The organism is Intrasporangium sp. (assembly GCF_032907665.1).
Lineage (GTDB): Bacteria > Actinomycetota > Actinomycetes > Actinomycetales > Dermatophilaceae > Intrasporangium.
On sequence record NZ_JAJJPG010000025.1, the window covers coordinates 1 to 21,269 of the forward strand.

23 protein-coding genes are annotated in these 21,269 nt (G+C 71.4%); 14 read left to right on the forward strand and 9 right to left on the reverse strand.

What is annotated here, in order from left to right; all coding sequences use genetic code 11:
* Positions 1–103 precede the first annotated feature (103 nt).
* The 7 genes from LOY02_RS05945 (at position 104) to LOY02_RS05975 (ending at position 6,923) form a co-directional block, all read left to right on the forward strand.
* Positions 104–1,285: a VWA domain-containing protein gene (locus tag LOY02_RS05945; protein WP_317181415.1), complete on the forward strand. Its 1,182-nt coding sequence runs from the start codon at positions 104–106 to the stop codon at positions 1,283–1,285.
* A 115-nt stretch (positions 1,286–1,400) separates the two neighbouring features.
* Entirely contained in the window at positions 1,401–2,279 is an 879-nt protein-coding gene (locus LOY02_RS05950) for a S1C family serine protease (protein WP_317181416.1), read from the forward strand.
* Between the two features lie 97 nt (positions 2,280–2,376).
* A complete protein-coding gene (locus LOY02_RS05955; RefSeq protein WP_317181417.1) occupies positions 2,377–3,408 on the forward strand; it encodes a MoxR family ATPase in 1,032 nt (343 codons plus the stop codon).
* Positions 3,387–4,292, forward strand: coding sequence for a DUF58 domain-containing protein (locus LOY02_RS05960; RefSeq protein ID WP_317181418.1), 906 nt, complete (start codon positions 3,387–3,389; stop codon positions 4,290–4,292). The genes LOY02_RS05955 and LOY02_RS05960 overlap by 22 nt, the downstream gene beginning before the upstream one ends.
* Complete coding sequence (locus tag LOY02_RS05965) at positions 4,289–5,281, forward strand: VWA domain-containing protein (protein WP_317181419.1); 993 nt, start codon at positions 4,289–4,291, stop codon at positions 5,279–5,281. Before LOY02_RS05960 ends, LOY02_RS05965 begins: the two co-directional genes overlap by 4 nt.
* Entirely contained in the window at positions 5,282–6,406 is a 1,125-nt protein-coding gene (locus LOY02_RS05970) for a VWA domain-containing protein (RefSeq protein WP_317181420.1), read from the forward strand. It begins immediately after the preceding gene.
* Positions 6,345–6,923: a ScyD/ScyE family protein gene (locus tag LOY02_RS05975; protein ID WP_317181421.1), complete on the forward strand. Its 579-nt coding sequence runs from the start codon at positions 6,345–6,347 to the stop codon at positions 6,921–6,923. The genes LOY02_RS05970 and LOY02_RS05975 overlap by 62 nt, the downstream gene beginning before the upstream one ends.
* A 111-nt stretch (positions 6,924–7,034) precedes the next feature.
* On the opposite strand, the gene LOY02_RS05980 is transcribed toward LOY02_RS05975, so the two are convergent.
* Positions 7,035–7,796, reverse strand: coding sequence for a DinB family protein (locus tag LOY02_RS05980; protein ID WP_317181422.1), 762 nt, complete (start codon positions 7,794–7,796; stop codon positions 7,035–7,037).
* A 55-nt stretch (positions 7,797–7,851) separates the two neighbouring features.
* Entirely contained in the window at positions 7,852–8,616 is a 765-nt protein-coding gene (locus LOY02_RS05985) for a GNAT family N-acetyltransferase (protein ID WP_317181423.1), read from the reverse strand.
* Between the two features lie 399 nt (positions 8,617–9,015).
* On the opposite strand from LOY02_RS05985, the gene LOY02_RS05990 reads away from it, so the two are divergent.
* A complete protein-coding gene (locus tag LOY02_RS05990) occupies positions 9,016–9,591 on the forward strand; it encodes a thermonuclease family protein (RefSeq protein WP_317181424.1) in 576 nt (191 codons plus the stop codon).
* 33 nt (positions 9,592–9,624) lie between these two features.
* On the opposite strand, the gene LOY02_RS05995 is transcribed toward LOY02_RS05990, so the two are convergent.
* A complete protein-coding gene (locus LOY02_RS05995; RefSeq protein ID WP_317181425.1) occupies positions 9,625–9,879 on the reverse strand; it encodes a hypothetical protein in 255 nt (84 codons plus the stop codon).
* A 94-nt stretch (positions 9,880–9,973) separates the two neighbouring features.
* On the opposite strand from LOY02_RS05995, the gene ilvA reads away from it, so the two are divergent.
* The 3 genes from ilvA to LOY02_RS06010 all read left to right on the forward strand — a co-directional run bounded on the left by ilvA (position 9,974) and on the right by LOY02_RS06010 (position 13,505).
* Positions 9,974–11,491 carry a threonine ammonia-lyase, biosynthetic gene (gene ilvA / locus LOY02_RS06000; RefSeq protein ID WP_410505920.1) on the forward strand — a complete coding sequence of 506 codons (1,518 nt, stop codon included), beginning with the start codon at positions 9,974–9,976 and terminating at the stop codon, positions 11,489–11,491.
* A gap of 241 nt (positions 11,492–11,732) precedes the next feature.
* The gene (locus LOY02_RS06005) at positions 11,733–12,833 is read left to right on the forward strand and encodes a DNA glycosylase AlkZ-like family protein (RefSeq protein ID WP_317181427.1); all 1,101 of its coding nucleotides are present in this window, start codon (positions 11,733–11,735) and stop codon (positions 12,831–12,833) included.
* 54 nt (positions 12,834–12,887) lie between these two features.
* The gene (locus LOY02_RS06010; RefSeq protein ID WP_317181428.1) at positions 12,888–13,505 is read left to right on the forward strand and encodes a GNAT family N-acetyltransferase; all 618 of its coding nucleotides are present in this window, start codon (positions 12,888–12,890) and stop codon (positions 13,503–13,505) included.
* Here LOY02_RS06010 and LOY02_RS06015 read toward each other — a convergent pair.
* From LOY02_RS06015 to LOY02_RS06035, 5 genes are read right to left on the reverse strand one after another with little or no spacing between them, the layout of a single operon-like run.
* Positions 13,502–14,128 carry an ATP-dependent endonuclease gene (locus LOY02_RS06015; protein ID WP_317181429.1) on the reverse strand — a complete coding sequence of 209 codons (627 nt, stop codon included), beginning with the start codon at positions 14,126–14,128 and terminating at the stop codon, positions 13,502–13,504. The genes LOY02_RS06010 and LOY02_RS06015 overlap by 4 nt on opposite strands.
* A gap of 10 nt (positions 14,129–14,138) precedes the next feature.
* On the reverse strand, positions 14,139–14,663 hold the full coding sequence (locus LOY02_RS06020; protein WP_317181430.1) for a glycine cleavage system protein R: 525 nt from the start codon (positions 14,661–14,663) through the stop codon (positions 14,139–14,141).
* A 44-nt stretch (positions 14,664–14,707) separates the two neighbouring features.
* Positions 14,708–14,986 carry a hypothetical protein gene (locus tag LOY02_RS06025; protein WP_317181431.1) on the reverse strand — a complete coding sequence of 93 codons (279 nt, stop codon included), beginning with the start codon at positions 14,984–14,986 and terminating at the stop codon, positions 14,708–14,710.
* A gap of 43 nt (positions 14,987–15,029) precedes the next feature.
* Positions 15,030–16,076, reverse strand: coding sequence for a succinylglutamate desuccinylase/aspartoacylase family protein (locus tag LOY02_RS06030; RefSeq protein ID WP_317181432.1), 1,047 nt, complete (start codon positions 16,074–16,076; stop codon positions 15,030–15,032).
* The gene (locus LOY02_RS06035) at positions 16,076–16,561 is read right to left on the reverse strand and encodes an ATP-dependent zinc protease (RefSeq protein WP_317181433.1); all 486 of its coding nucleotides are present in this window, start codon (positions 16,559–16,561) and stop codon (positions 16,076–16,078) included. Before LOY02_RS06035 ends, LOY02_RS06030 begins: the two co-directional genes overlap by 1 nt.
* A 17-nt stretch (positions 16,562–16,578) precedes the next feature.
* On the opposite strand from LOY02_RS06035, the gene LOY02_RS06040 reads away from it, so the two are divergent.
* Together LOY02_RS06040 and LOY02_RS06045 are read left to right on the forward strand one after the other, a co-directional pair.
* On the forward strand, positions 16,579–17,775 hold the full coding sequence (locus tag LOY02_RS06040) for a RimK family alpha-L-glutamate ligase (RefSeq protein WP_317181434.1): 1,197 nt from the start codon (positions 16,579–16,581) through the stop codon (positions 17,773–17,775).
* A 114-nt stretch (positions 17,776–17,889) separates the two neighbouring features.
* Positions 17,890–19,257: an MBL fold metallo-hydrolase gene (locus LOY02_RS06045; protein WP_317181435.1), complete on the forward strand. Its 1,368-nt coding sequence runs from the start codon at positions 17,890–17,892 to the stop codon at positions 19,255–19,257.
* 24 nt (positions 19,258–19,281) lie between these two features.
* On the opposite strand, the gene LOY02_RS06050 is transcribed toward LOY02_RS06045, so the two are convergent.
* Entirely contained in the window at positions 19,282–20,529 is a 1,248-nt protein-coding gene (locus tag LOY02_RS06050; RefSeq protein WP_317181436.1) for an ROK family protein, read from the reverse strand.
* Between the two features lie 61 nt (positions 20,530–20,590).
* Here LOY02_RS06050 and LOY02_RS06055 point away from each other — a divergent pair.
* A partial coding sequence (locus LOY02_RS06055; protein WP_317181437.1) for a TIM barrel protein occupies positions 20,591–21,269 on the forward strand: 679 nt, incomplete at its 3' end.

Genomic DNA, 21,269 nt, shown 5'->3' on the forward strand with positions numbered 1-21,269 from the left:
AATCTTCCTGCAGTACAACGGAACCTGACAGGCAGAGCCAGCCCAGCGGCATACGACAGCACGTCGGTCGACGGCGTCACCCCGACCACCTAGGCTCGGGACCGTGGGCCAAGCACCCGATCCGGCGAGCGAGCGCGACCGCCTCACCCGCTGGCGGCTCGTCCTCGGCGGGGAGGAGGCCGACGGCATCGGCGACGCGGTGAACCTGGACGCGGACGACCTGCATCGCGATGAGGCGCTTCGACAGCTCTACGACGCGGACCGGCGCGGTGGCCTCGGCGCCTCGGCACCGCGCGTCGCACGCTGGCTCGGCGACATCCGCGGCTACTTCCCGTCCTCGGTCGTGCAGGTGATGCAGGCCGACGCCATGGAGCGGCTCGGGCTGACCCAGCTCCTCCTCGAGCCGGAGCTCATGGAGGCGGTCCAACCCGACATCAACCTCGTCACGACCCTCGTCGGCCTCGGACGGGTCATCCCCGAGCGCTCGAAGGCGACGGCCCGCGCGGTCGTCCGCACCGTGACGGACCAGCTCGAGCAGCGCCTCCGCGCAGAGACGGTCCAGGCGGTCACCGGAGCGCTGAACCGGGCCGCACGGACGCGACGGCCACGGCCATCCGACATCGACTGGCCACGGACCATCACCGCGAACCTCAGGCACTACCAACCCGAGCACCAGACCGTCATCCCCGAGCGGCTCGTCGGCCACGCCCGACGTGCCCGACGCGTGGAGCGCCACATCATCCTGTGCATCGACCAGTCCGGCTCGATGGCCGAGTCCGTCGTCTACGCGAGCGTCTTCGGCGCGGTCCTTGCCTCGCTGCGCTCGGTGGCGACCCGGCTCGTCGTCTTCGACACCCAGGTCGTCGACCTCACCGAGGAGCTCGACGACCCCGTCGACGTCCTCTTCGGCGTCCAGCTCGGGGGCGGCACCGACATCAACCAGGCACTCGCCTACTGCGAGGGCCTCATCACCCAGCCGACCGACACGATCCTCGTGCTCATCAGCGACCTCTACGAGGGCGGGATCGCCGAGGAGATGCTGCGGCGGGCGGCAGCGATCACCGCCGGTGGCACGACGATGATCGCGCTGCTCGCCCTGAGCGACTCCGGTCGCCCCAGCTTTGACGCCGACCATGCCGCGGCGCTCGCCGCCATCGGGGTGCCCGCCTTCGCCTGCACCCCGGACCAGTTCCCGAGCCTCATGGCGACCGCCATCGAGCGGCGCGACGTCGCGGTGTGGGCGGCAGCCAACGACGTCGTCACGGCACACGGCGACGACGACTGAGGTCAGCGGCATACGGCAGATCGGGGTTGGCTGCTCCAGGCACCATCCCCACAAACCACGGGGGCCGTGAAGTCAAGGCCTGCCGGTTTCGCGTCCGGAAACGTAGAGTCGAAATGTGGCGCGGCTCACAGTCCCCCCGGAGGTGCCCGTCGTCGGCGAGCCCGGCGACTCTGAGGAGCGCGTCGAGAACGGTCACCGTGGGCGCTGGCCCGACCGCCTCCGGCAACGTCCGTGGCTCGTTGTCCTGGCCATCGCCCTCGTCGCGGGACTTGTCGCCCTGCTCGCCCTCCGCGACCCGGACCCCCCGCCACTGACCCAGCGAGACGTCGACGCCCGTGTGTCGGTCGGGCTCGAGGCGCAGGCTGAGGAGGAGGCGCGAGCGCCCGCAGAGGCGACCCTCGCCTTCGCGACGATCCAGCCTTCCCTCGTCCTCATCACGACCCGCGGAGCGAACAGCGAGGGCGAGTTCGGCGGGACGGGCGCGGGGGTCATCGTCAACGCCACCGGCGCCATCCTCACCGCACTGCACGTCGTCGAGGACGCCGACTCGATCACGGTCGCGTACACCGACGGCACACGGTCCCCAGCCACCATCGCCTCGGCGGACCCCGACAACGACATCGCCGCTCTCGAGCCCGAGACCCTTCCGGAGACAGTGGTCCCCGCGGTGCTGGGTGGAGGAGTCCAGATCGGCACCCCGGTCTACGCGGTCGGCCACCCCCTGGGGCTGCCCGGCTCCCTGTCCGCCGGCGTCGTCTCGGCGCTCGACCGCGACGTTCGGGTCGACGGGGGCCGGCGGCTGCGAAACCTCATCCAGATCGACGCCGCGGTCAACCCCGGCAACTCCGGGGGGCCGCTCCTCAACGCGAACGGCCAAGTCGTCGGCATCGTCACCGGCCTGGCCAACCCCAACGACGAGAGCCTCTTCGTCGGGATCGGCTTCGCCGTTCCCATCGCCACCGCAGGAGGAACGGCAGGAGGTCCACCCCGCTGACGTTGACCAACCGACAGGACCGACAGCACCGACGAACGCTGACGAAGGCTGACGAACACTGACGAACCCAGACCCACCAGCTGGAGGAGGAGCCGACATGGAGGGCGACCGGACCCACGAGGCACGAGGAGGCTCCGGGCACCAGCTGCTCGAGCAGACCCTCTATGAGGTCAAGCGGACCATCGTCGGGCAGGACGTCCTCCTCGAGCGCATGGTCGTCGCCCTCCTCGCGCGGGGCCACCTGCTCGTCGAGGGCGTGCCGGGCCTGGCGAAGACGATGGCGATCAAGACGCTCGCGGCGGCGATCGGAGGAGAGTTCCAGCGGATCCAGTTCACTCCCGACCTCGTCCCCGCCGACCTCGTCGGGACCCGGATCTACAACCAGAAGGACGGCGAGTTCCAGGTCTCCCTCGGGCCGGTCTTCGCCAACCTCGTCCTCGCCGACGAGATCAACCGCGCCCCCGCCAAGGTGCAGAGTGCCCTGCTCGAGGTGATGCAGGAGCGGCAGGTGACGATCGGCCGCCAGACCTACCCGGCGCCGGACCCCTTCCTCGTCATGGCCACCCAGAACCCGATCGAGTCGGAGGGCACGTACCAGCTCCCCGAAGCGCAGGTCGACCGATTCATGCTCAAGGTCCTCATCGGATATCCCTCGGCTGCAGAGGAGTTCGTCGTCGTTGAGCGGCAGATCGGCCGTGCGGTCCGGACCGACCGAGTGCTCGACCCGGACCTGCTCCGCGACTACCAGCGCCAGGTCGACGAGGTGTACACCGACCCGGCGATCATCGACTACGCGGTCCGGCTCGCCACGGCGACGCGTGACCCGGCCGGGGTGGGACGGGACGACCTCGCGCACTATCTCACCTATGGCGCGAGCCCTCGGGCCTCGATCAACCTCGTCCTCACGGCCCGTGCCCTGGCCTTCCTCCGCGGCCGCGAGTACGTCCTCCCCGAGGACGTCCGCGACCTCGCCCTCGACGTGCTGCGGCACCGCGTCGTCCTGTCCTACGAGGCCCTCGCCGAGGATCTCGCCGCCGACGACCTCCTCGTCCCGATCGTCGACGCGGTGCCACGACCCACGAGCGTCGCCCACGAGCCCGAGTCATCATGGACGCGACCGCGACCCTGAGCGCCGAGCGACTCCTCCGACGGCTCGAGTGGCGGGTCGTCCGGAGGCTCGACGGGCTGCTGCAAGGCGACTACCGCAGCCTCTTCAAGGGCATGGGCCTCGACTTCACCGACCTGCGCGAGTACGAGCCGGGCGACGACCTGCGCCACATCGAGTGGAACGTCACCGCCCGGCTCGACACGCCCTTCGTCCGCGAGTACGTCGAGGACCGTGAGATCACGACGTGGCTCCTGCTCGACCTGTCCGCGTCGATGGGTTTCGGGCCGATTGACCGGCAGAAGGGGCTCGTCGTCGCCGAGGTCGCCACCGTCGTGTCCCGCGTCCTCACGCGGGGTGGGAGTCGGGTCGGCGCGATCCTCTTCGACACCGGCGTCACGACGGTCATCCCCCCGGCAAGCGGACGGAACCAGGTCCTGCGCATCGCGAAGTCCGCGCTCGACCAGCGCCAGCACCAACGTGGCGGGGCCGGCTCAGTGACGGACCTCGCCGCCCTGTTCCGGGCAGCGGCCGGGCTCGCCCGCCGCCGCTCCCTCGTCATCATCGTGTCCGACTTCATCAGCGCGGACGGGTGGGAGCGACCGCTCTCGCTGCTCGCCCGCCGGCACGAGGTCGTGGCCCTCCAGGTGAGCGACCCGCGTGAGTCCGACCTTCCCGACGTCGGCTCGATCTACGTCGAGGATGCCGAGACCGGGGAACAGATCTTCGTCGACACGAGCGATCCCGGCTTCCGCCAACGGCTGGCGACGGCCGCAGCCGAGGGGCAGGAGGAGCTCGAGGCACGCACTCGCCGGGTGGGCGTCGACCTCCACGGCATCAGCACCGACGACGACCTCGTCCGGGCGCTCGTGCGGGTCTCGGAGCTGCGACGGAGGCGGCGGCGATGACCCCGATGACCCTCACCTGGCCGTGGGCCCTGCTCGGGCTCCTCGTCGTCCCCTTCGTCGTCGCCGGCTTCAGGAGGCTGGTGAGACGGCAGGACGAACGCCGTGCGGAGCTGGCTCGGCAGGGGCTCGTCCTCGCCCCGGAGCCGAGGGACACGTGGGCGCGCGTTGCCCCGGCACTGCTCGTGGCGGCCCTGGTCGTCCTCGTCGTCGCCATGACGAGGCCGGTCGCCTCGATCGCCGAGCCGCGGCGGGAGGGCACGGTCGTGCTGGCCTTCGACGTCTCGACGAGCATGTCGGCCACGGACATCGCGCCGACGCGTCTCGACGCGGCCAAGGCTGCCGCACGGTCCTTCATCGACAAGCAGCCGCCCTCGGTCCGGCTCGGGGTCGTCGCCTTCGGCGGGACCGGGCTCGTCACGGAACGGCCGACCACCGACAAGGCCGCCGTCCTCGCCGCCGTCAACCGGCTCGACGCCTCGGGTGAGACGTCGCTCGGGGGCGGCATCCTCGGGGCGCTCAGCGCCATCGCGGGCAAGCCGATCACCCGGGTCGCCGACTCCGAGACCGGCACCGAGGAGGAGTCGGACATCGGCTACTACGGCGGGACCTCGATCGTCCTGCTCACCGACGGCGAGAACACGACCGGCCCCGAGCCTCGCGACGTGGCCGAGCTCGTCTCGGCTGCCGGAGTCCGGATCGAGCCCATCGGGGTCGGGACTCCCCAGGGCGCGGTCCTCGAGATCGACGGCTTCAGCATCGCCACCGCGCTCGACCGGGAGGGGCTGACGGCCCTCGCCGAGACGACGGGCGGCACATATCGCGAGGCTGATGACGCCGCCTCGCTCGCCGCCATCTACGACTCGATCGAGCTGAACTGGACGATGCGCACGGTGCCGCACGAGGTGACCTCCCTCGTCGCGGCTCTCGCCGGCCTGCTCCTCGCGGCTGGGGCGACGATCGCGGTGGTCCGGCAGGGGCGGGTGATCTGAGTGTCGTTCGGACAGCCACTCCTCCTCGTGCTCCTCCTCGCCGCACCGGCGCTGCTCGCCGCGTACGTCTGGAAGCTGCGCCGCAGGCGCAGTCGCACGGTCCGCTACTCGAATGTCGCCCTCGTCCGTGCGGCGGCCGCAGGAAGCCGCCCCTGGCGGCGGCACGTGCCCATCGCGTTGGTCCTCGCGAGCCTCGCCCTCCTCGGGGTCGCCTCGGCCAGGCCCCAGGTCCGCACGGACGTGCCGGTCTCGGGGACCACGATCCTGCTCGCCCTCGACGTCTCCGGGTCGATGTGCGCCACGGACGTCGACCCCAACCGGCTCACGGCGGCACAGTCGGCCGTGCGCGACTTCGTCGAGGCCCAGCCACCGGAGGCGAAGCTCGGCCTCGTCATCTTCTCCGGATTCGCGCAGGTCGCGGTCGCCCCGTCGACCGACCGCGACGACCTGCTCTCGGCCATCGACGGGGTGACGACCGGACGCGGGACGACGATCGGCGCGGCGATCCTCACGGCCATCGACGCCATCGCGGAGATCGACCCGAAGGTGCCGCCGAGTGATCCCGTCGAGGTGTCCAGCGACCTCGACTTCGGCGGGCCGTCCGACCCCCCCGCGCCGCCACCCGGCCCCGACACGACGAGCGAGGAGTCGCTCGTGCGAGCGGAGCCCGTCCCGGAGATCATCGTGCTGCTCACCGACGGCGCCAACACCCGTGGCGTCACCCCCGAGCAGGCCGCCGAGCAAGCGGCGGCCCGTGGCGTGCGCGTCTACCCCATCGGCTTCGGCACGACCAACCCGACGTCACTCGCCTGCTCGCGCGAACAGTACGGCGGCTTCGAGCCCCGCCATGCGTTCGGGTTCGGCGGCCCAGGTGGCGGAGGGCGGGTCGCCCGCAGCTTCCTCGTCGTCGACGAGCCCACCTTGCGGAGCGTGGCCGAGACGACGGGCGGCGCCTACTTCGGTGCGACCGATGCGAGGGAGCTGTCCACAGTGCTCACGGACCTGCCGAAGCAGGTGACGACGCAACGTCAGGACGTCGACCTCAGCGCGGCGTTCGCGGCCCTTGCGGGGCTCCTCCTCGCCGCGGGCCTGGTCCTGTCAATCCGGTGGAACACCTTGGGCTGAGGACATATCCGCACGCATCACGCCGCTTTCCACCGTCACCGGACAGCACGCGGGCACGGCCCTACCGTCGACACGTCAGGGCAGTCATCGGGGGACTCATGGGAGGGCTACTCAATGGCGAGACTCCATCGTTCACGACGACTCGTGGCGGCGGGGACTGGACGGAGCGTGGTACGTCTCGCAGCTCGTCGGATTCCCCTTCGAGCAGGGATCGTCGACGATCTGGCGTCTCGTCCCCGGACACGCACCGACTGCCTGGGCGACCGGACTGACGAACGTCACGTCGCTGGCCTTCGCCGATGACGGGACGCTATACGCGGTCGAGCTCGCGTCGAACGGTCTGCTCTCGGGGCCGATCGGCGCGCTCGTCGAGGTCATTCCCGGCGCAGACTCCCACGACGTCGTGGCGGGCGGCCTCTTCGCGCCGTACGGCGTGGCCATCCGCGGCGGGTCCGCCTACGTCACCACGGGTTCGGTGCTCCCGGGTGGAGCTGCGGTCGTCCGTATCGCCCTCTGAACCACGGACAAGGGTGCCGTATGCCGCTGAGCTGGCTCAGCGGCATACGGCACCTCCTGTCGTGGCCGGGGTCGCCGCTGCCGAGATGCCCGTCGTCCGACAAGGGGACGGTCACGCGCCAGAGCCCGCCTCGATCGCGTCGAGGTCGCGAACGGCGTAGCGGTGGTGCTCCCATTCCTCCTCGAGGATCACGTGCAGGCACGAGCGGGTCGTCTCCGGGTGATCAGGTGCCCACGGGTTCCTGCGCGTCACCGCGAGCTGCTCCGACGTGACGGCAGCGAGGAAGTCTCGCACCATCGCGACGCGACCCGCCCGGACCTCGAGCACCTCGTCGTAGGACGGAGCTCCCGTCGAGAAGACGGACAGGTCGTAGCCGTCCGTCGCGTAGTCGGCGTTGGGTTGGCCGATGGGGTGGTAGGGCTGCTCGACCTCGAGGATCGCCCCACGAAGCCACACGTCCGTGGCCATGACGAGGTGGCGCAGCGTCTGCGCGAACGACCACTCACCGTCGACAGACACGTCGACGGTCCCCTCCGGCATGGCCGCGACGCGCTCGAGCGTGGCCGCCCAGGTGCGCTCGAGGGCGGCCCAGGCCGCCCGCAGGCCCTCGGGATCCCCGGCACGCCGGTCGGCGCGACCCGGAAAGCGGCGGTTGAGCTCGGCCTCGACGAGAGGGGCGACGTCGACGCCGTTGACCTGCAAGGAGCTCTCGCCGCCCTCGAGGAGCCACGGCGAGTCGATGTCCGCCCCCGCCACGTCGACCCCGCGCATCACGACGCCGGTCAGGTTGGCCCTGACGAAACGGGCGCCACGCAGGTCCGCGTCGATGAACTCCGCGCCCCGCAGCTCGTCGGATCCGGTGAAGGTTGCCATGACGGAGACTCTCCCACCGGCCACCGACTGTCGCAGCCGTCCCGGTCGGCCCAGCTCAGCTGTCGAGCTCGAGGACGTAGCCCGTCCCCGTGTCGGTGAAGCCGACCCGTCGATAGATCCCGGCCGCGGTGTCGGAGCTGGCCGTGAGGAAGACGAGGTCGACACCCCGCTCCCGACAGGCGGCGACGAGGGACCGCGTGATGGCGCTGCCGTGACCGCGGTTGCGATGGCCCGGCGGCACAGCGATGCCCATCAGCTCCGCCACGTCGCCCCTGGGCGCCGCCGAGCCGGCCCCGCAGAGACGGCCGCCCTCGTAGGACGCGACGACGATGAGCGCGCCCTGCTCGATGAGCTCGGGCTTGCGACCCGTGTCGTGGCGCTCCACCTCGTCCCTGCCGCGGAAGCCCGCCTTGACGGTGCCGAAGGCGATGCTCAGGTGCGGGTCGGCGGACGGAAGCGGCCGGGCGCGCGAGTCAGGCTCGACGGCAAGGTGCCGGGGGAGGGTGAGCAGTGGATGCCGCCGCGGCTCGTAGCCCGCGCCGCGGACTGCCGGCAGCAGGGAGGGGGTCACCTCGTCGACCCACTCGATGGCCGGCGGGAGCCCGAGCTCAGCCTGTCTGGCGAGGACCTTCTCCACCGCCCTGGACGTGAAGGTTGCGGACCCGCGGAGCCGCGGTCTGGCATAGAAGTGCCAGCCCGTCCCCTCGTCGGGGACAAAGAGCGTGAACGGTCCGACCTCCTCGGTCATGGCCGCTTCCCTGGGCACGAGGTCGAGGTACGTCTCGATCCGCGCCAGGAGGCTGTCGCGCTCGCGCTTCATGGCGCCACCCTCGCAGGAGGGCCGCAGCACAAGCCATTTCATTTCGATCGCATGACAGCATTCCCGTCACGCGCTCTCCGGAGGCATGTCAGGATCGACGTGATGGTCGGTCTGAGGCAGGCGGGGGAAGCTCGCCGGGTGGCAACGCTCGCCGTGGCGGCGCTGGCCACCGTCACGCTCTCCTCGTGTCTTCCTGTCCGAGGGGACGACGCACACCCGTCCGGCGCCGCCAGCACAGCTGCGCCCACCGCCGCCCGCGCCGTCGCCCCCGTGAGCCCGACACCGCCGTCCACGAGCCGAGAAGTCCCGTCGCAGCCACGACCGCCCTCCTCCTCGAGCTCGCCGCCTCCTCGCGCGCCGGCACCGACCCGGTCGACGAGCCTGCCGGTGCTGTGGGAGGTGACGCGGTTCGTCGACGGCGACACCATCCACGTCGCCCGCGGAGGCACCGTCGAGAAGCTCCGGATCATCGGGATCGACTCCCCCGAGCGCGACGAGTGTGGCTTCGAGGCCTCGGTGGGCAACCTGCGCCGGGTCATCGGTGGCCGGCAGGTCAGCCTCGTCCCGGGGGCGCGGACGAGCCGGGACCAGTATGGCCGACTGCTCCGCTACGTCGAGGTCGGTCGCACCGACGTCGGTCTCGCCCAGATCACGAGTGGCTACGCCGTCGCCCGCTTCGACTCGCGCGACGGCTACGGGGCGCATCCTCGCGAGGCGGCCTACGTCGCGGCCGACCGGGCGAGCCCCGACAAGGGCTGGCTGTGCGCCACGCCGCCTCCCGTTCGACCGCGAGCCGACTGGCCGCTTCCGGGCGACGAGCATCCCTGCCCGCAGGCGGAGCCGATCAAGGGCAACGAGTCGTCGATGATCGCGCACTCCCCCGGCCAGCAGTCCTACCTCGTGACCAACCCCGAGCAGTGCTTCGCGACTCTTGCCGATGCCGTGGCCGCAGGCTTCCGCCCGGCGAAGCGCTGACGACGCGGCGGACCGGGGCCTGTCCCGCGCCCCTCACGCGACCGTGGTGGAACGGGCTCCAACGCGCTCCTCGAGGAACTGCTCCCACCTGCGACGGCCGACGGCACGCTCCGGGGTGAGGTTGGCCCGCAGGGTGGTCCACGGCAGACCGCTGTCGGCGATCACCTCCTCGGAGAGCCGCTTCTGCTCGACGTAACCGAACATGGCCCGGTCGACCCGGCTGACGACCGGTGTCCGGTCCGCACCGACCACGGAGATGTAGACGACGTGGGGGCGGGTTCCGGCCACCCGCGAAGGAGCTCCGCCGCGGGGACCGGGCCCAGCGGCATACGGCATCTCGTCCCCTGGGCGACGGTGTGGGGCCCACCACCCCGGGTCTACCCTGCGAACTGTGGCCGACCTGCTCCGCGACGTGCTTCGGGCACCCGTCTACGAGGCGGCCGTCGTCACGCCCCTCGAGGTGATGGAGTCACTCTCCGAGCGTCTCGGCAACACCGTCCAGGTCAAGCGGGAGGACCGTCAGCCGGTCCACTCCTTCAAGATCCGCGGCGCCTACACGCGAATGCGCGCGCTCGCTCCCGAGGAGGCCGCGCGCGGCGTCGTGGCGGCCTCGGCCGGCAACCACGCCCAAGGCGTCGCCCTCTCCGCGGCCCTGCTCGGCATCCAGGCGGTCGTCGTCATGCCGGTGACGACCGCCCCCATCAAGGTCGACGCGGTGCGGGGGCACGGTGCCACCGTCGTCCTCTTCGGCGACACCTTCGACGAGGCGAAGGCCGAGGCCCGCGGCCTGGCCGAGGAGCACGGGTACACCTACATCGCCCCCTTCGACGACCCGCTCGTCATCGCCGGGCAGGGCACCATCGGCCTCGAGCTCCTCCAGCAGGACGCACACCTCGACCGCGTCTTCGTGCCGGTGGGCGGCGGCGGGCTGGCCGCGGGAGTCGCGGGACTCATCAAGAACCTCATGCCGGGGATCAAGGTCATCGGCGTGGAGCCGGAGGACGCCGCCTGCCTCAGCGCCGCGCTGGCCGCACAGCACCCGGTGGAGCTGCCGGAGGTGAGTCGCTTCGCCGAGGGGGTGGCGGTCAAGCGCATCGGCGACCTGACCTTCGAGATGTGCCACGCCTACCTCGACGACGTCGTCACCGTCGACTCCGACGAGATCTGCGCGGCGATCAAGGACATCTTCGAGGACGTCCGGGCGGTCGCCGAGCCCGCCGGAGCAGTGGCCCTGGCGGGGCTGAAGAAGTATGTCGAGGCCAACGGCGTCCACGGCGAGCGGCTGGCCCACGTCCTCTCCGGCTCCAACGTCAACTTCCACACGCTGCGCTACATCTCCGAGCGGGCCGAGGTCGGCGAGCATCGCGAGGCACTCTACGGAGTCACCATCCCGGAGCGGGCCGGGTCATTCCTCGAGTTCCTGCGGGTGCTCAAGGGACGCGCTGTCACGGAGTTCAACTACCGCGTCGACGGCTCGGACGAGGCGCGGATCTTCGTCGGCGTCCAGCTCGTGCGGGGCCTCGCCGAGCGGACCGAGATCGCCGAGGGGGTCGCTGCAGCTGGCTATCCCGTCATCGACCTGTCGGACGACGACACCGCGAAGACCCACGTGCGCTACATGATCGGCGGCCACCCGCCCGAACTGCGCGAGCAGGTCTACTCGTTCGAGTTCCCCGAGCACCCGGGGGCGCTCACCCGGTTCCTCACGCAGCTCGGCACCCGGTGGAACATCACGATGTTCCACTACCGCAGCCACGGGGCGGACTACGGGCGCGTGCTCTGCGCCTTCGAGGGCGTGTCCGACGATGCCGACTTCCACCGGCACGTCGAGGCCCTCGGCTACCCGTTCCGCGACGTGACCACGAGCCCCGCGCTGTCGTACTTCCTCCTGCCTCGCTGACCTTCACCCGCGCACCACACGACCGTATGCCGCTGGGCCGGCTCACGACGTCGCCCTCCTCCCAGCCCCGTCGACGTGGGCGGACGAGTCGAGTGGCCCCGAAGTGCCCGCCCTGCTGTGGAGAACGAGGCCACTCGAGTGGGCGCGAAGTGGGCGGACGAGTCGAGTGGCCCCGAAGTGCCCGCCCTGCTGTGGAGAACGAGGCCACTCGAGTGGGGGTGGTCGGGTCTATGGTCGTCGGATGGACGTGGCCCGCCTGACCAGGGAGCAGGCGCGGCGCATCGCGGTGCGCGCCCAGCTCCTCGACGCCGAGCGCCCCACCGACCTGCTCGAGGTCGTGCGGCAGCTGACGCTGCTCCAGCTCGACCCCACGGCGGCGGTGGCGCCGAGTGCCGACCTCGTGGCCTGGAGCCGGTTGGGCTCGTCCTACCAGACCTCCCACCTCAAGGCGGGGCTGGAGCACCACCGGACCCTCTTCGAGTTCAACGCCCTGATCCGGCCGATCGAGGACCTGCCGCTCTACCTCGCTGATGCAGACCAGTACCCGAGCTATCCCGCGTCCCGCGCCTGGTTCGAGGCCAACGCGTCGTTCCGAGACGACCTGCTCGCCCGGCTGGCGGCGGATGGGCCCCTCCTGTCGAAGGACCTGCCCGACACCTCGGTCGTGCCTTGGCCGTCCACGGGCTGGACCAACAACCGCAACGTGACGCAGATGCTGGAGTTTCTCGTGCTTCGGGGCGAGGTGGCGATCGTCGGCCGGCAGGGCCGACAGCGCGTCTTCGACGTCGCCTCCCGGGCCTATCCCGCCGACCTACCGACCCTGTCGTCGGCGGAGGCGAAGCGACTCCGTGACGAGCGTCGCCTCCGGGCGCTCGGGATCGCCCGCGCGACCGGCACTGCGGTGCCCATCGAGCCGGCCGTCGTCGGGGACTCCGGAGTGCCCGCCGTCGTCGAGGGCGTTGAGGGTGAGTGGCGCGTCGACCCGGGCCAGCTCGAGCTCGCCGACGAGGAGTTCCGGGGGAGGACGGCCCTGCTGTCGCCCTTCGACCGGCTCGTTCACGACCGGAAGCGGGCCCTCGAGCTCTTCGACTACGAGTACACCCTCGAGATGTACAAGCCTGCGGCCCAGCGACGCTGGGGCTACTTCGCCTTGCCGGTGCTGCACGGCGATCGGCTGGTCGGGAAGGTCGACGCCAAGGCGGACCGCAAGGCGGGGGTGTTTCGCGTCGAAGCGATCCATGAGGATGTCCGCTTCACCCGCCCCATTCGAGCAGCCGTGCAGGCCGAGCTCGACGACCTTGCCGCCTGGCTCGGCCTGCACGCAGTTCACGTCATCGGGTGAGCGGCACCCTGATATCTGGTTGTTCAGGCGGAGGATCACTGATTGCCTCGTCGCGTGAAGAGATCCTCACCCACCTGGCCCCGCACAGTCGGGCCCCTGGTCCTTCGACCTCCTGTCGCTGACGACCTCGAGCCCGTCCTCACGTGGCGAAACCGGCCCGACGTGACCCAATGGCTGCTGCGTACCACGGTTGACGCTGCCGCCTTGCGGAAGGTGTGGTTCACCGACGACGAGCCGAGCGAGCACGTTCATCAGGACGACCACACGGCCATCGCCCTGCTCGGCGACCGTGTCGTGGGCGTCGGCTCGCTCTGGGTGACGGACGGCATGGGCCAGTCCCATGTCGCGGACGGGCCATGGCGCGGGTCGGAGGCGGGACTCGGCTACATCCTCCACCCCGAATGCGCCGGCCGCGGTTACGCCACCCTCATCGGCGGCGCGCTGCTCGATCTGGCCTTCGTCGACCTTGGCGTGCGCCGCGTGACCGCCGGATGCTTCGCCGACAACGTCGCGTCGTGGCGGGTCATGGAGAAGCTCGGCATGCGTCGGGAGCAGCACGGCGTCAAGGACTCGTGGCACGCCGAGCTGGGCTGGGTCGACGGCTACACCTATGCCATCCTCGCCGAGGAGTGGGCGGAGCGAAGGGCACTTGCGGCCCGACCGAGTCCCTAGCCGCCCTGACCGTCGAGGTGCTGGGAGATCCGGTCGAGCAGGCCGGCCAGGGGCGGCGGGGTCGTCCTCTCGTCGAGCCGCCCGGCGAGCCGCTCCGCCAGCGCGACCTTGCGCCCGGACCCACTACCGGCGAACCGGTGGAGCTGGTCGCTGATCTCCCGACCCCGCCACTCGGGCTGGTACTGGAAGGTCCGGAACCGCTCGAGCTGACCCATCTCGTCGAGGGCGTCCTCGACCGCGGCAGTCCCCACCGCCCGGATGAGCTCGTCCTCGAGGTCGCTGTCGCAGACGAAGAAGCCGTGTGCGGCAAGGTCCAGCCCGGCGGCGCGCGCCGTCTGCCGTGAGACCTCGCCGTGGCCGTCGAGCAGGACACCGGCTCGCCGCAGCGCGCCGGCCACGAAACGCTCCTCCGCCACGTCGTAGAGACCGAGCACCAGGGCCTGGGGGTGTTCGTGCCGCGTCCGGCCCAGATCGCGGGCGACGTTGGTGACGCCGTCCATCGAGACGACGTGCACGTGGCCCTCACCGTCGAGCCGCCTGGCGTCCAGGAGCACGGCCAGGGCGGCGGCGTCACTCCGCCCCTCGACGAGGACGACGACGTGCGGGTCCGCGCTCAGCGGCATACGGCTCGGCCTACTGCTCGCTCACATCGAGGTCGACGAGCAGCTCCGACGCGAGCCGCTCGAGGTCGCTGCGGACCTGCGCGACCTCCGCGGACCGGGGCAGCCGGACGACGACGTGGGCCTCGAAGAGGAGGCCGCCTGCCATGGGAGCCTCCCGAGTCGTGGTCTCGATCGTGACGATGCTCAGGCCGTGACGAGCGAGCACGGCCGAGATGTCGTGGACGATCCCCGGATGATCGTTGCCGACGAGGTCGATCGAGAGGGTGTGCTGCGCCTGTGCGGGCAGGGCAGTGGGGGCCTCGGCCCCGGGGTGCGCCGACACCTCGAGCAGGCCGTCGAGCTCGTGGAGCGAACTGGTCAGCTCGTCGACACGGTCGGCCGGCACGGAGACGACGACGATGCCCGCGAACTTGCCGGCGAGCTCGGTCAGCTGGCTGCGCTCCCAGTTGCCGCCGTGCGCGGTGACGACGTTGGCCAGCGCTTCCACGAGGCCGGAACGGTCGTCGCCGATGACGGTGAGCACGAGACTGGGCACGCTGGCATCGTAACCGCCCGGAGGCGCCGTCTGGATCGGGCTGCCTACACCGAGTGGTCGTGACGGGACTGCCGGCGCCCGAGCAGGAAGCCGAAGAGCCCGGCGAGGAGGAACAGGCCGACTGCCACAGCTGCACATGCTGCAGCGCGGCCGCCACCCATGAAGACGAGCTGTGACGGCGGCTCCTCCACCAACGGCGCATAGGCGAACCACCCGAAGGAGTCCGGCTCGCGTCGCCATGCCCATGCACCGCCGACGACGAGCGCGAGCGCGAGCACGGCAGTCCCGGCGATCACGGCGCGCTCTGTCCTGCTCTCCTTCATGGCGGCAACGTACTCCACGTGCCTGCTCGAGCTTGCCTCCGGCTCAGCTCAGGTCCGGCTCGAGGTCGTGGTGCGGCAGGGGCTCCTCGTCGTCCACCTCGCCGGCCCCGGTCGCGATGGGCGTGGGAGCGGCGCTCGGCTCCAGGCCCGCGATGTGGATGAGGGCATCGCCCCGGTTGACGAGCGGCGTGGTGGTCCTGCCGATGACGATGCCGGCCCGGTCGGCGTGGACGAGGCGCAGCGTCTTGCCGAAGGAGTCGGAGAGGCTGCCGAGGCGGTCACCGACCTCGACCCGTTGCCCGAGGACCGCGTCGAGCTGGAGGATGCCGGTGCGCCGCGCGCGGACCCAACCGCTCGACCTGGACACGAGACTCGGGGCCGACGCCTCCTCGACGACCGGATCGACCATGCCCAGCGCCGCGAGGACCCGCCGAACTCCGGTCACGCCCGCGTCGATGGCCCACTCGTCGAAGCGCCACGCCTCCCCCGCCTCGTAGAGGAGCACCGCGGCCCCCCGCTCGCGGGCGGCCGCGCGGAGCGATCCATCGCGCAGCCGGGCGTTGATGAGAACCGGCGCCCCGAAGGCCTCGGCGAGGGCCAGGGTGCGCGGGTCGTCGAGGTCGGCGCGGATCTGCGGGTGGTTGGTGCGCCCGAACGAGCCGGTGTGCAGGTCGATCCCGACATCGCCCCGGCCGACGACCTCGGTCATGACCAAGTGGGCGATGCGGCTCGCCAGGGAGCCGCGGGCAGAGCCCGGGAAGGACCGGTTGAGGTCGCGTCGGTCCGGGAGGTAGCGGTCTCCGGCGGTGAAGCCGAGGACGTTGACGATCGGCGCCGCCACGAGAGTGCCCCGGAACGCCTTCGGGTTGAGTCTGGCCAGGACCCGCCGGATCACCTCGATGCCGACGACCTCGTCACCGTGGATGGCAGCCGTGATCCACACGGTCGGTCCCTCCTCGCGCCCGTGCACGACCCGGACCGGAAGCGTGATCTCGGCGCCCGTGACGAGTCTGGTGATCGGCAGCTCGACCTCGCGGGCATAGCCCGGGCGGATGCGGACCGGCCCGATGCCGAAGGACGCGCGCGCCATCAGCGGCCCCGGTTCCGACGGCGCATCGCCAGGCGCGGGCGGCCGCCCAGGTAGGACCGGCCGGGGTCGACGAGGAAACCCTGACGCAGCGCCTCACGCCCGATGAGCATGCGGAAACCCATCTCGTCACGGTTGGTCAGGGTGAGCTCGGCGCGGAGGTCGCGCCTGCCCAGCACGAGGTCGACGAGCACGACGATGCGCTCCTCGGCGTGCCCCGAGGAGCTGCGGACGATGCGCTCGTCCCGGATGGGGCACTCGACGACGACGGCGTCGGCGTCCGACCGCTGCCAGGGGTGGACGGAGAAGCGCACCCAGGGCTCGCCGTCGCGCGCGACGTGCTCGATGTCGAAGGCGTGGAGCGACGACGAGCGGGCCCCGGTGTCGACCTTCGCCTTGATCCACGGAACCCCGAATCCGGGAAGGCTCACCCACTCGCGCCACCCGACGTGGGTGCTTAGATGGGTCGGCTCCAACACGTCGATCATCTTTGCAGGTGCGCCCCATGAAACTCGCGATCCTCTCGCGCGCCCCACGGTCGTACTCGACCCAGCGGCTGCGGACCGCTGCCCTCGACCGGGGGCACGAGGTGAAGGTGCTCAACACGCTGCGCTTCGCGATCGACCTGTCCGGTCCCGACCCCGACCTCCAGTTCCGCGGCCGGCCGATCTCGGACTACGACGCGGTGCTGCCGCGCATCGGCAACTCGATCACCTACTTCGGCACCGCCGTCGTGCGGCAGTTCGAGCAGATGGACGTCTACACGCCCAACACTGCGAACGGCATAGCGAACTCCCGCGACAAGCTGCGCGCCACGCAGATCCTCTCGCGCCACCACATCGGCATGCCGGCGACGACGTTCGTGCGCAACCGCGCGGACGTCCGTCCGGCGATCCAGCGCGTGGGCGGCGCCCCGGTCGTCATCAAGCTCCTGGAGGGCACCCAGGGCATCGGCGTCATCCTCGCACCGGAGGTCAACGTCGCCGAGGCCATCATCGAGACGCTGCACAGCACGAAACAGAACGTCCTCATCCAGAGCTTCGTCAAGGAGTCCAAGGGGCGCGACATCCGGGCCCTCGTCGTCGGCGACCGCGTGGTCGCGGCGATGCGCCGGGTCGCGCACGGAGACGAGTTCCGCTCCAACGTCCACCGCGGCGGCGCCGTCGAGGCGGTGTCGCTCGCCCCGGACTACGAGGAGGCGGCGGTGCGCTCCGCGCAGATCATGGGGCTGCGCGTGGCGGGCGTGGACATGCTCGAGGGCATCGACGGGCCGCTCGTCATGGAGGTCAACTCCTCTCCCGGCCTCGAGGGCATCGAGACCGCGACCAAGCTCGACGTCGCCGGCGCGATCATCGACTACATCTCCCACCAGGTCGGCTTCCCCGAGATCGACGTGCGCCAGCGGCTCACCGTGTCAACCGGCTACGGCGTGGCCGAGCTCGTCGTGCACGGCGGGGCCGACCTCGTCGGCAAGACCATCGCCGAGTCCGGCCTCGACGACCGCGACATCACGGTGCTCACCCTCCACCGGGGCACGGCGGTCATCCCCAACCCGCGTCGCCGGACCGAGCTCCAGCCCGAGGACCGGCTGCTCTGCTTCGGCAAGCTCGAGGAGATGCGGTCGATGATTCCCGAGCGTCGGCGCCGTCGGCACAAGGTGCGCCGCCTGCCCAGGGAACCGCTCGTCGACGACCGCGAGTGACGGTCGCAGCCTCGACACCTCGGGCCGATGCGCGGCCGGCTCCGGGCTGACTGGAACCACACCCCGTGGGGTATGGGGCAGGATGGAAACGTCGACGGAAGGACGCGAACGACAATGGCGACCATCATCCCCATCGAGACTCCGAGCCTGGGCGACCGCAGCTATCTCGTGCACGACGGCAGCACTGCATTCGTCGTCGATCCCCAGCGCGACATCGACCGCGTGCTCGACCTCGCGCAGCAGGAAGGGGTGACGATCACCCACGTCTTCGAGACCCACATCCACAACGACTACGTGACGGGCGGGCTCGCCCTGGCCACGCACGTCGGCGCGACCTACCACGTCAACGGCGCCGACGAGGTCGAGTACGACCGCAACCCCGTCACGGACGGCGACGTCATCGCGGTCTCGGACCGGCTGTCGGTCCGCGCGATCGCGACGCCCGGCCACACCTTCACCCACCTGTCCTACGCCGTCCACGACGGGGACGAGGCGGTCGGCGTCTTCACCGGCGGCTCCCTGCTCTTCGGCGCGACCGGGCGACCGGACCTGCTGGGGCCTGACCACACGGAGGTCCTCGCCCGTCACCAGTACGCCTCGGCGCACCGGCTCGCCGAGGAGCTTCCGGAGTCGGCGCAGGTGCTGCCGACCCACGGATTCGGCAGCTTCTGCTCAGCGGGGTCGACGACCGAGGACACCACGGCGTCGACGATCGGCGCGGAGAAGCGGGCCAACCCGGCCTTCCGACAGAGCGAGGACGAGTGGGTCCGGGAGACCCTCGACGGGCTCGACGCCTACCCCGCGTACTACGTCCACATGGGCCCGGCCAACTCCAGCGGCCCCGACGCGCCGACCCTGGCCCCACCCGCTCCGGCGGACCGCGAGACGATCGCCCGCAGCATCGACGCCGGCGAGTGGGTCGTCGACCTGCGCAACCGCATCGCCTTCGCGTCAGGTTTCGTCGGCGGCACCCTCAACCTGGGCATCGACGGCCAGTTCTCCACCTACGTCGGCTGGCTCATGCCGTGGGGCACGCCACTCACCCTGCTCGGCGAGTCACCCGAGCAGGTGGCCGAGGCCCAGCGCGAGCTCGTGCGGATCGGCATCGACCAGCTCGCCGGGTCCGCCACGGGTGAGCCCGCGGACTGGACGGACTCGGCGCTGCGGACCTTGGAGCGGGCCACCTTCGCCGACCTGGGGCAGGTCCGGCACCACCGCCGTGTCACCGTGCTCGACGTGCGCCGTGCGTCGGAGTACGACGACGGGCACATCGAAGGCGCGGTCAACATCCCGATCCACGAGCTGCTCGACCGGCTCCACGACGTCCCGGCGGGCGAGGTCTGGGTGCACTGCGCGACCGGCTACCGGGCCTCCATCGCGGCCTCGGTGCTCGCGAGCCAAGGCCACCACGCTGTCCTCCTCGACGACGACTTCGACGAGCAGGCGGCCAAGTCCGGGCTCCCCATCACCGAGGCGGCCTGAGCGGCATACGGCACAACCGTCGGGTCACAGCCACACAGCGGGGTCGGCCACGACCCGCTCGAGCTCGAGGTAGGCCGCGCCGAGGGCGCCGGGTGCGGCACCCGGCCCGCTGGGCTCGACGGTGGGCGTGACCCAGCGCGCCGACAGGACCCTTTCGCGGAGGGTCTGCTCGAGGCGCGGCCGGAGCACGTCGGCAAGCTCGCGGAGGTGGCCGCCGAGGACGACGGAGGGGACGTCGACGACGTTGACGACTCCGGCGAGCGCCACCCCGAGGGCCCACGCTGCGCGGTCCACCGCCGAGCGGGGGCCAGCCGCGCCGGCACGGACGGCGTCGGCGAGCTGCGACGCCGGTGCCTCCGGTGCGAGCCCGGCCGCGGCGAGGAGGGCGCGCTTGCCGGCGTACTGCTCGAGGCAGCCGGTGGAGCCGCAGGGGCAGGCCGGGCCGGCCGGGTCGACCGTGACGTGCCCGATCTCCCCGGCCCATCCGTGGCGGCCGTGCATCGACTCGCCGTCGACGACCACAGTGCCGCCGATCCCCGTCTCGCCGGAGAGGTAGATGACGTCCTGGAGCGGGCTGGGGTGGCCGGGTCGGGTCCGCGTCACCGTCGCGGAGGCGAGATCGGCCTCGTTGCCGATCGTCACGGCCGCCCCACGCAGGCGGTCGCGGTCGACGAGGCCGGCGACGTCGAGATCCGACCAGCCGAGGTTGGGCGCTCGCAGGAGGGTGCCGGACCCGGCGGACACGATTCCCGGGAGGGCGAGCCCGGCGCCGACGAGGACCCGTGCCTGCGGCAGCTCTGCGAGCGCCGCGGCGGCCAGGCCGACGAGGCGCTCGAGGACGGGCGCGGGGGCCGAGCCGCGGAGGTCGTCGGTGACGAGGTGCTGGGCCAGGACGGTCCCGCTCAGGTCCACGACGAGCGCGGCGAGGTAGCCGACGTTCACCTGCAGGCCGAGCGCGACGAAGCGGTCCGTGCCCGGCGCGAGCGGGGTGCCCGGGCGACCCGGGCCCGGACCCACGACACGGGTCAGCTCGCGAAGGACCCCGCCGGCGACGAGATCGTCGACGAGGCGCGACACGGTGGAGCGCGTCATCGAGGTCGCGGTCGCGACGTCGGCCCGCGTCGGGGACGGGTCGGCCGCGAAGACCGTGCGCGCCACGAGGGCCAGGTTGGACGAGCGCAGCAGGGCCTGGTCCACCCGCTGCGCCTGCCGGGTGCGCGGCTGGGCACGCCGCGGGGCGGGCGTCGGAGTGCGCGGCCGGTGAGTCGTCACCTCTTGACCCTATCCCGAGCGAGGCTTTAAGTTGCATGAGACAACAAATAGGAGGACCGCCATGACGGCACCGACTCGCACGTCCACGATCACGCCCACGCAGGAGGACCGGTTCTCCTTCGGCCTCTGGACCGTCGGGTGGACCGGGACGGACCCCTTCGGCTCGGCCACCCGCCCTGCCCTCGACCCGTGGGAGTACTCCGACCGGCTCGCCGAGCTCGGCGCCTGGGGCATCACCTTCCACGACAACGACGTCTTCCCCTTCGACGCCGACGAGGCGACCCGGACCAAGCGCCTCCGCCACCTCAAGGACGCCGCCGACAAGGCCGGCCTCGTCATCGAGATGGTGACGACCAACACCTTCACCCACCCGGTCTTCAAGGACGGTGGCCTGACGTCGAACGACCGCGGCGTGCGGCGCTTCGGGCTGCGCAAGGTGCTCCGGGCGGTCGACATCGCGGCCGAGATGGGAGCGACGACCTTCGTCATGTGGGGCGGCCGTGAGGGCAGCGAGTACGACGGGTCCAAGGACCTCTATGCCGCGCTCGATCGCTACCGGGAGGGTCTGGACACCGTCGCCGCCCACATCACGTCCCAGGGCTACGACCTGCGGATCGCGCTGGAGCCGAAGCCGAACGAGCCGCGGGGCGACATCTTCCTGCCCACCGTCGGGCACGCCCTCGCCCTCATCGCCGAGCTCGAGCACGGCGACATCGTCGGACTCAACCCCGAGACCGGCC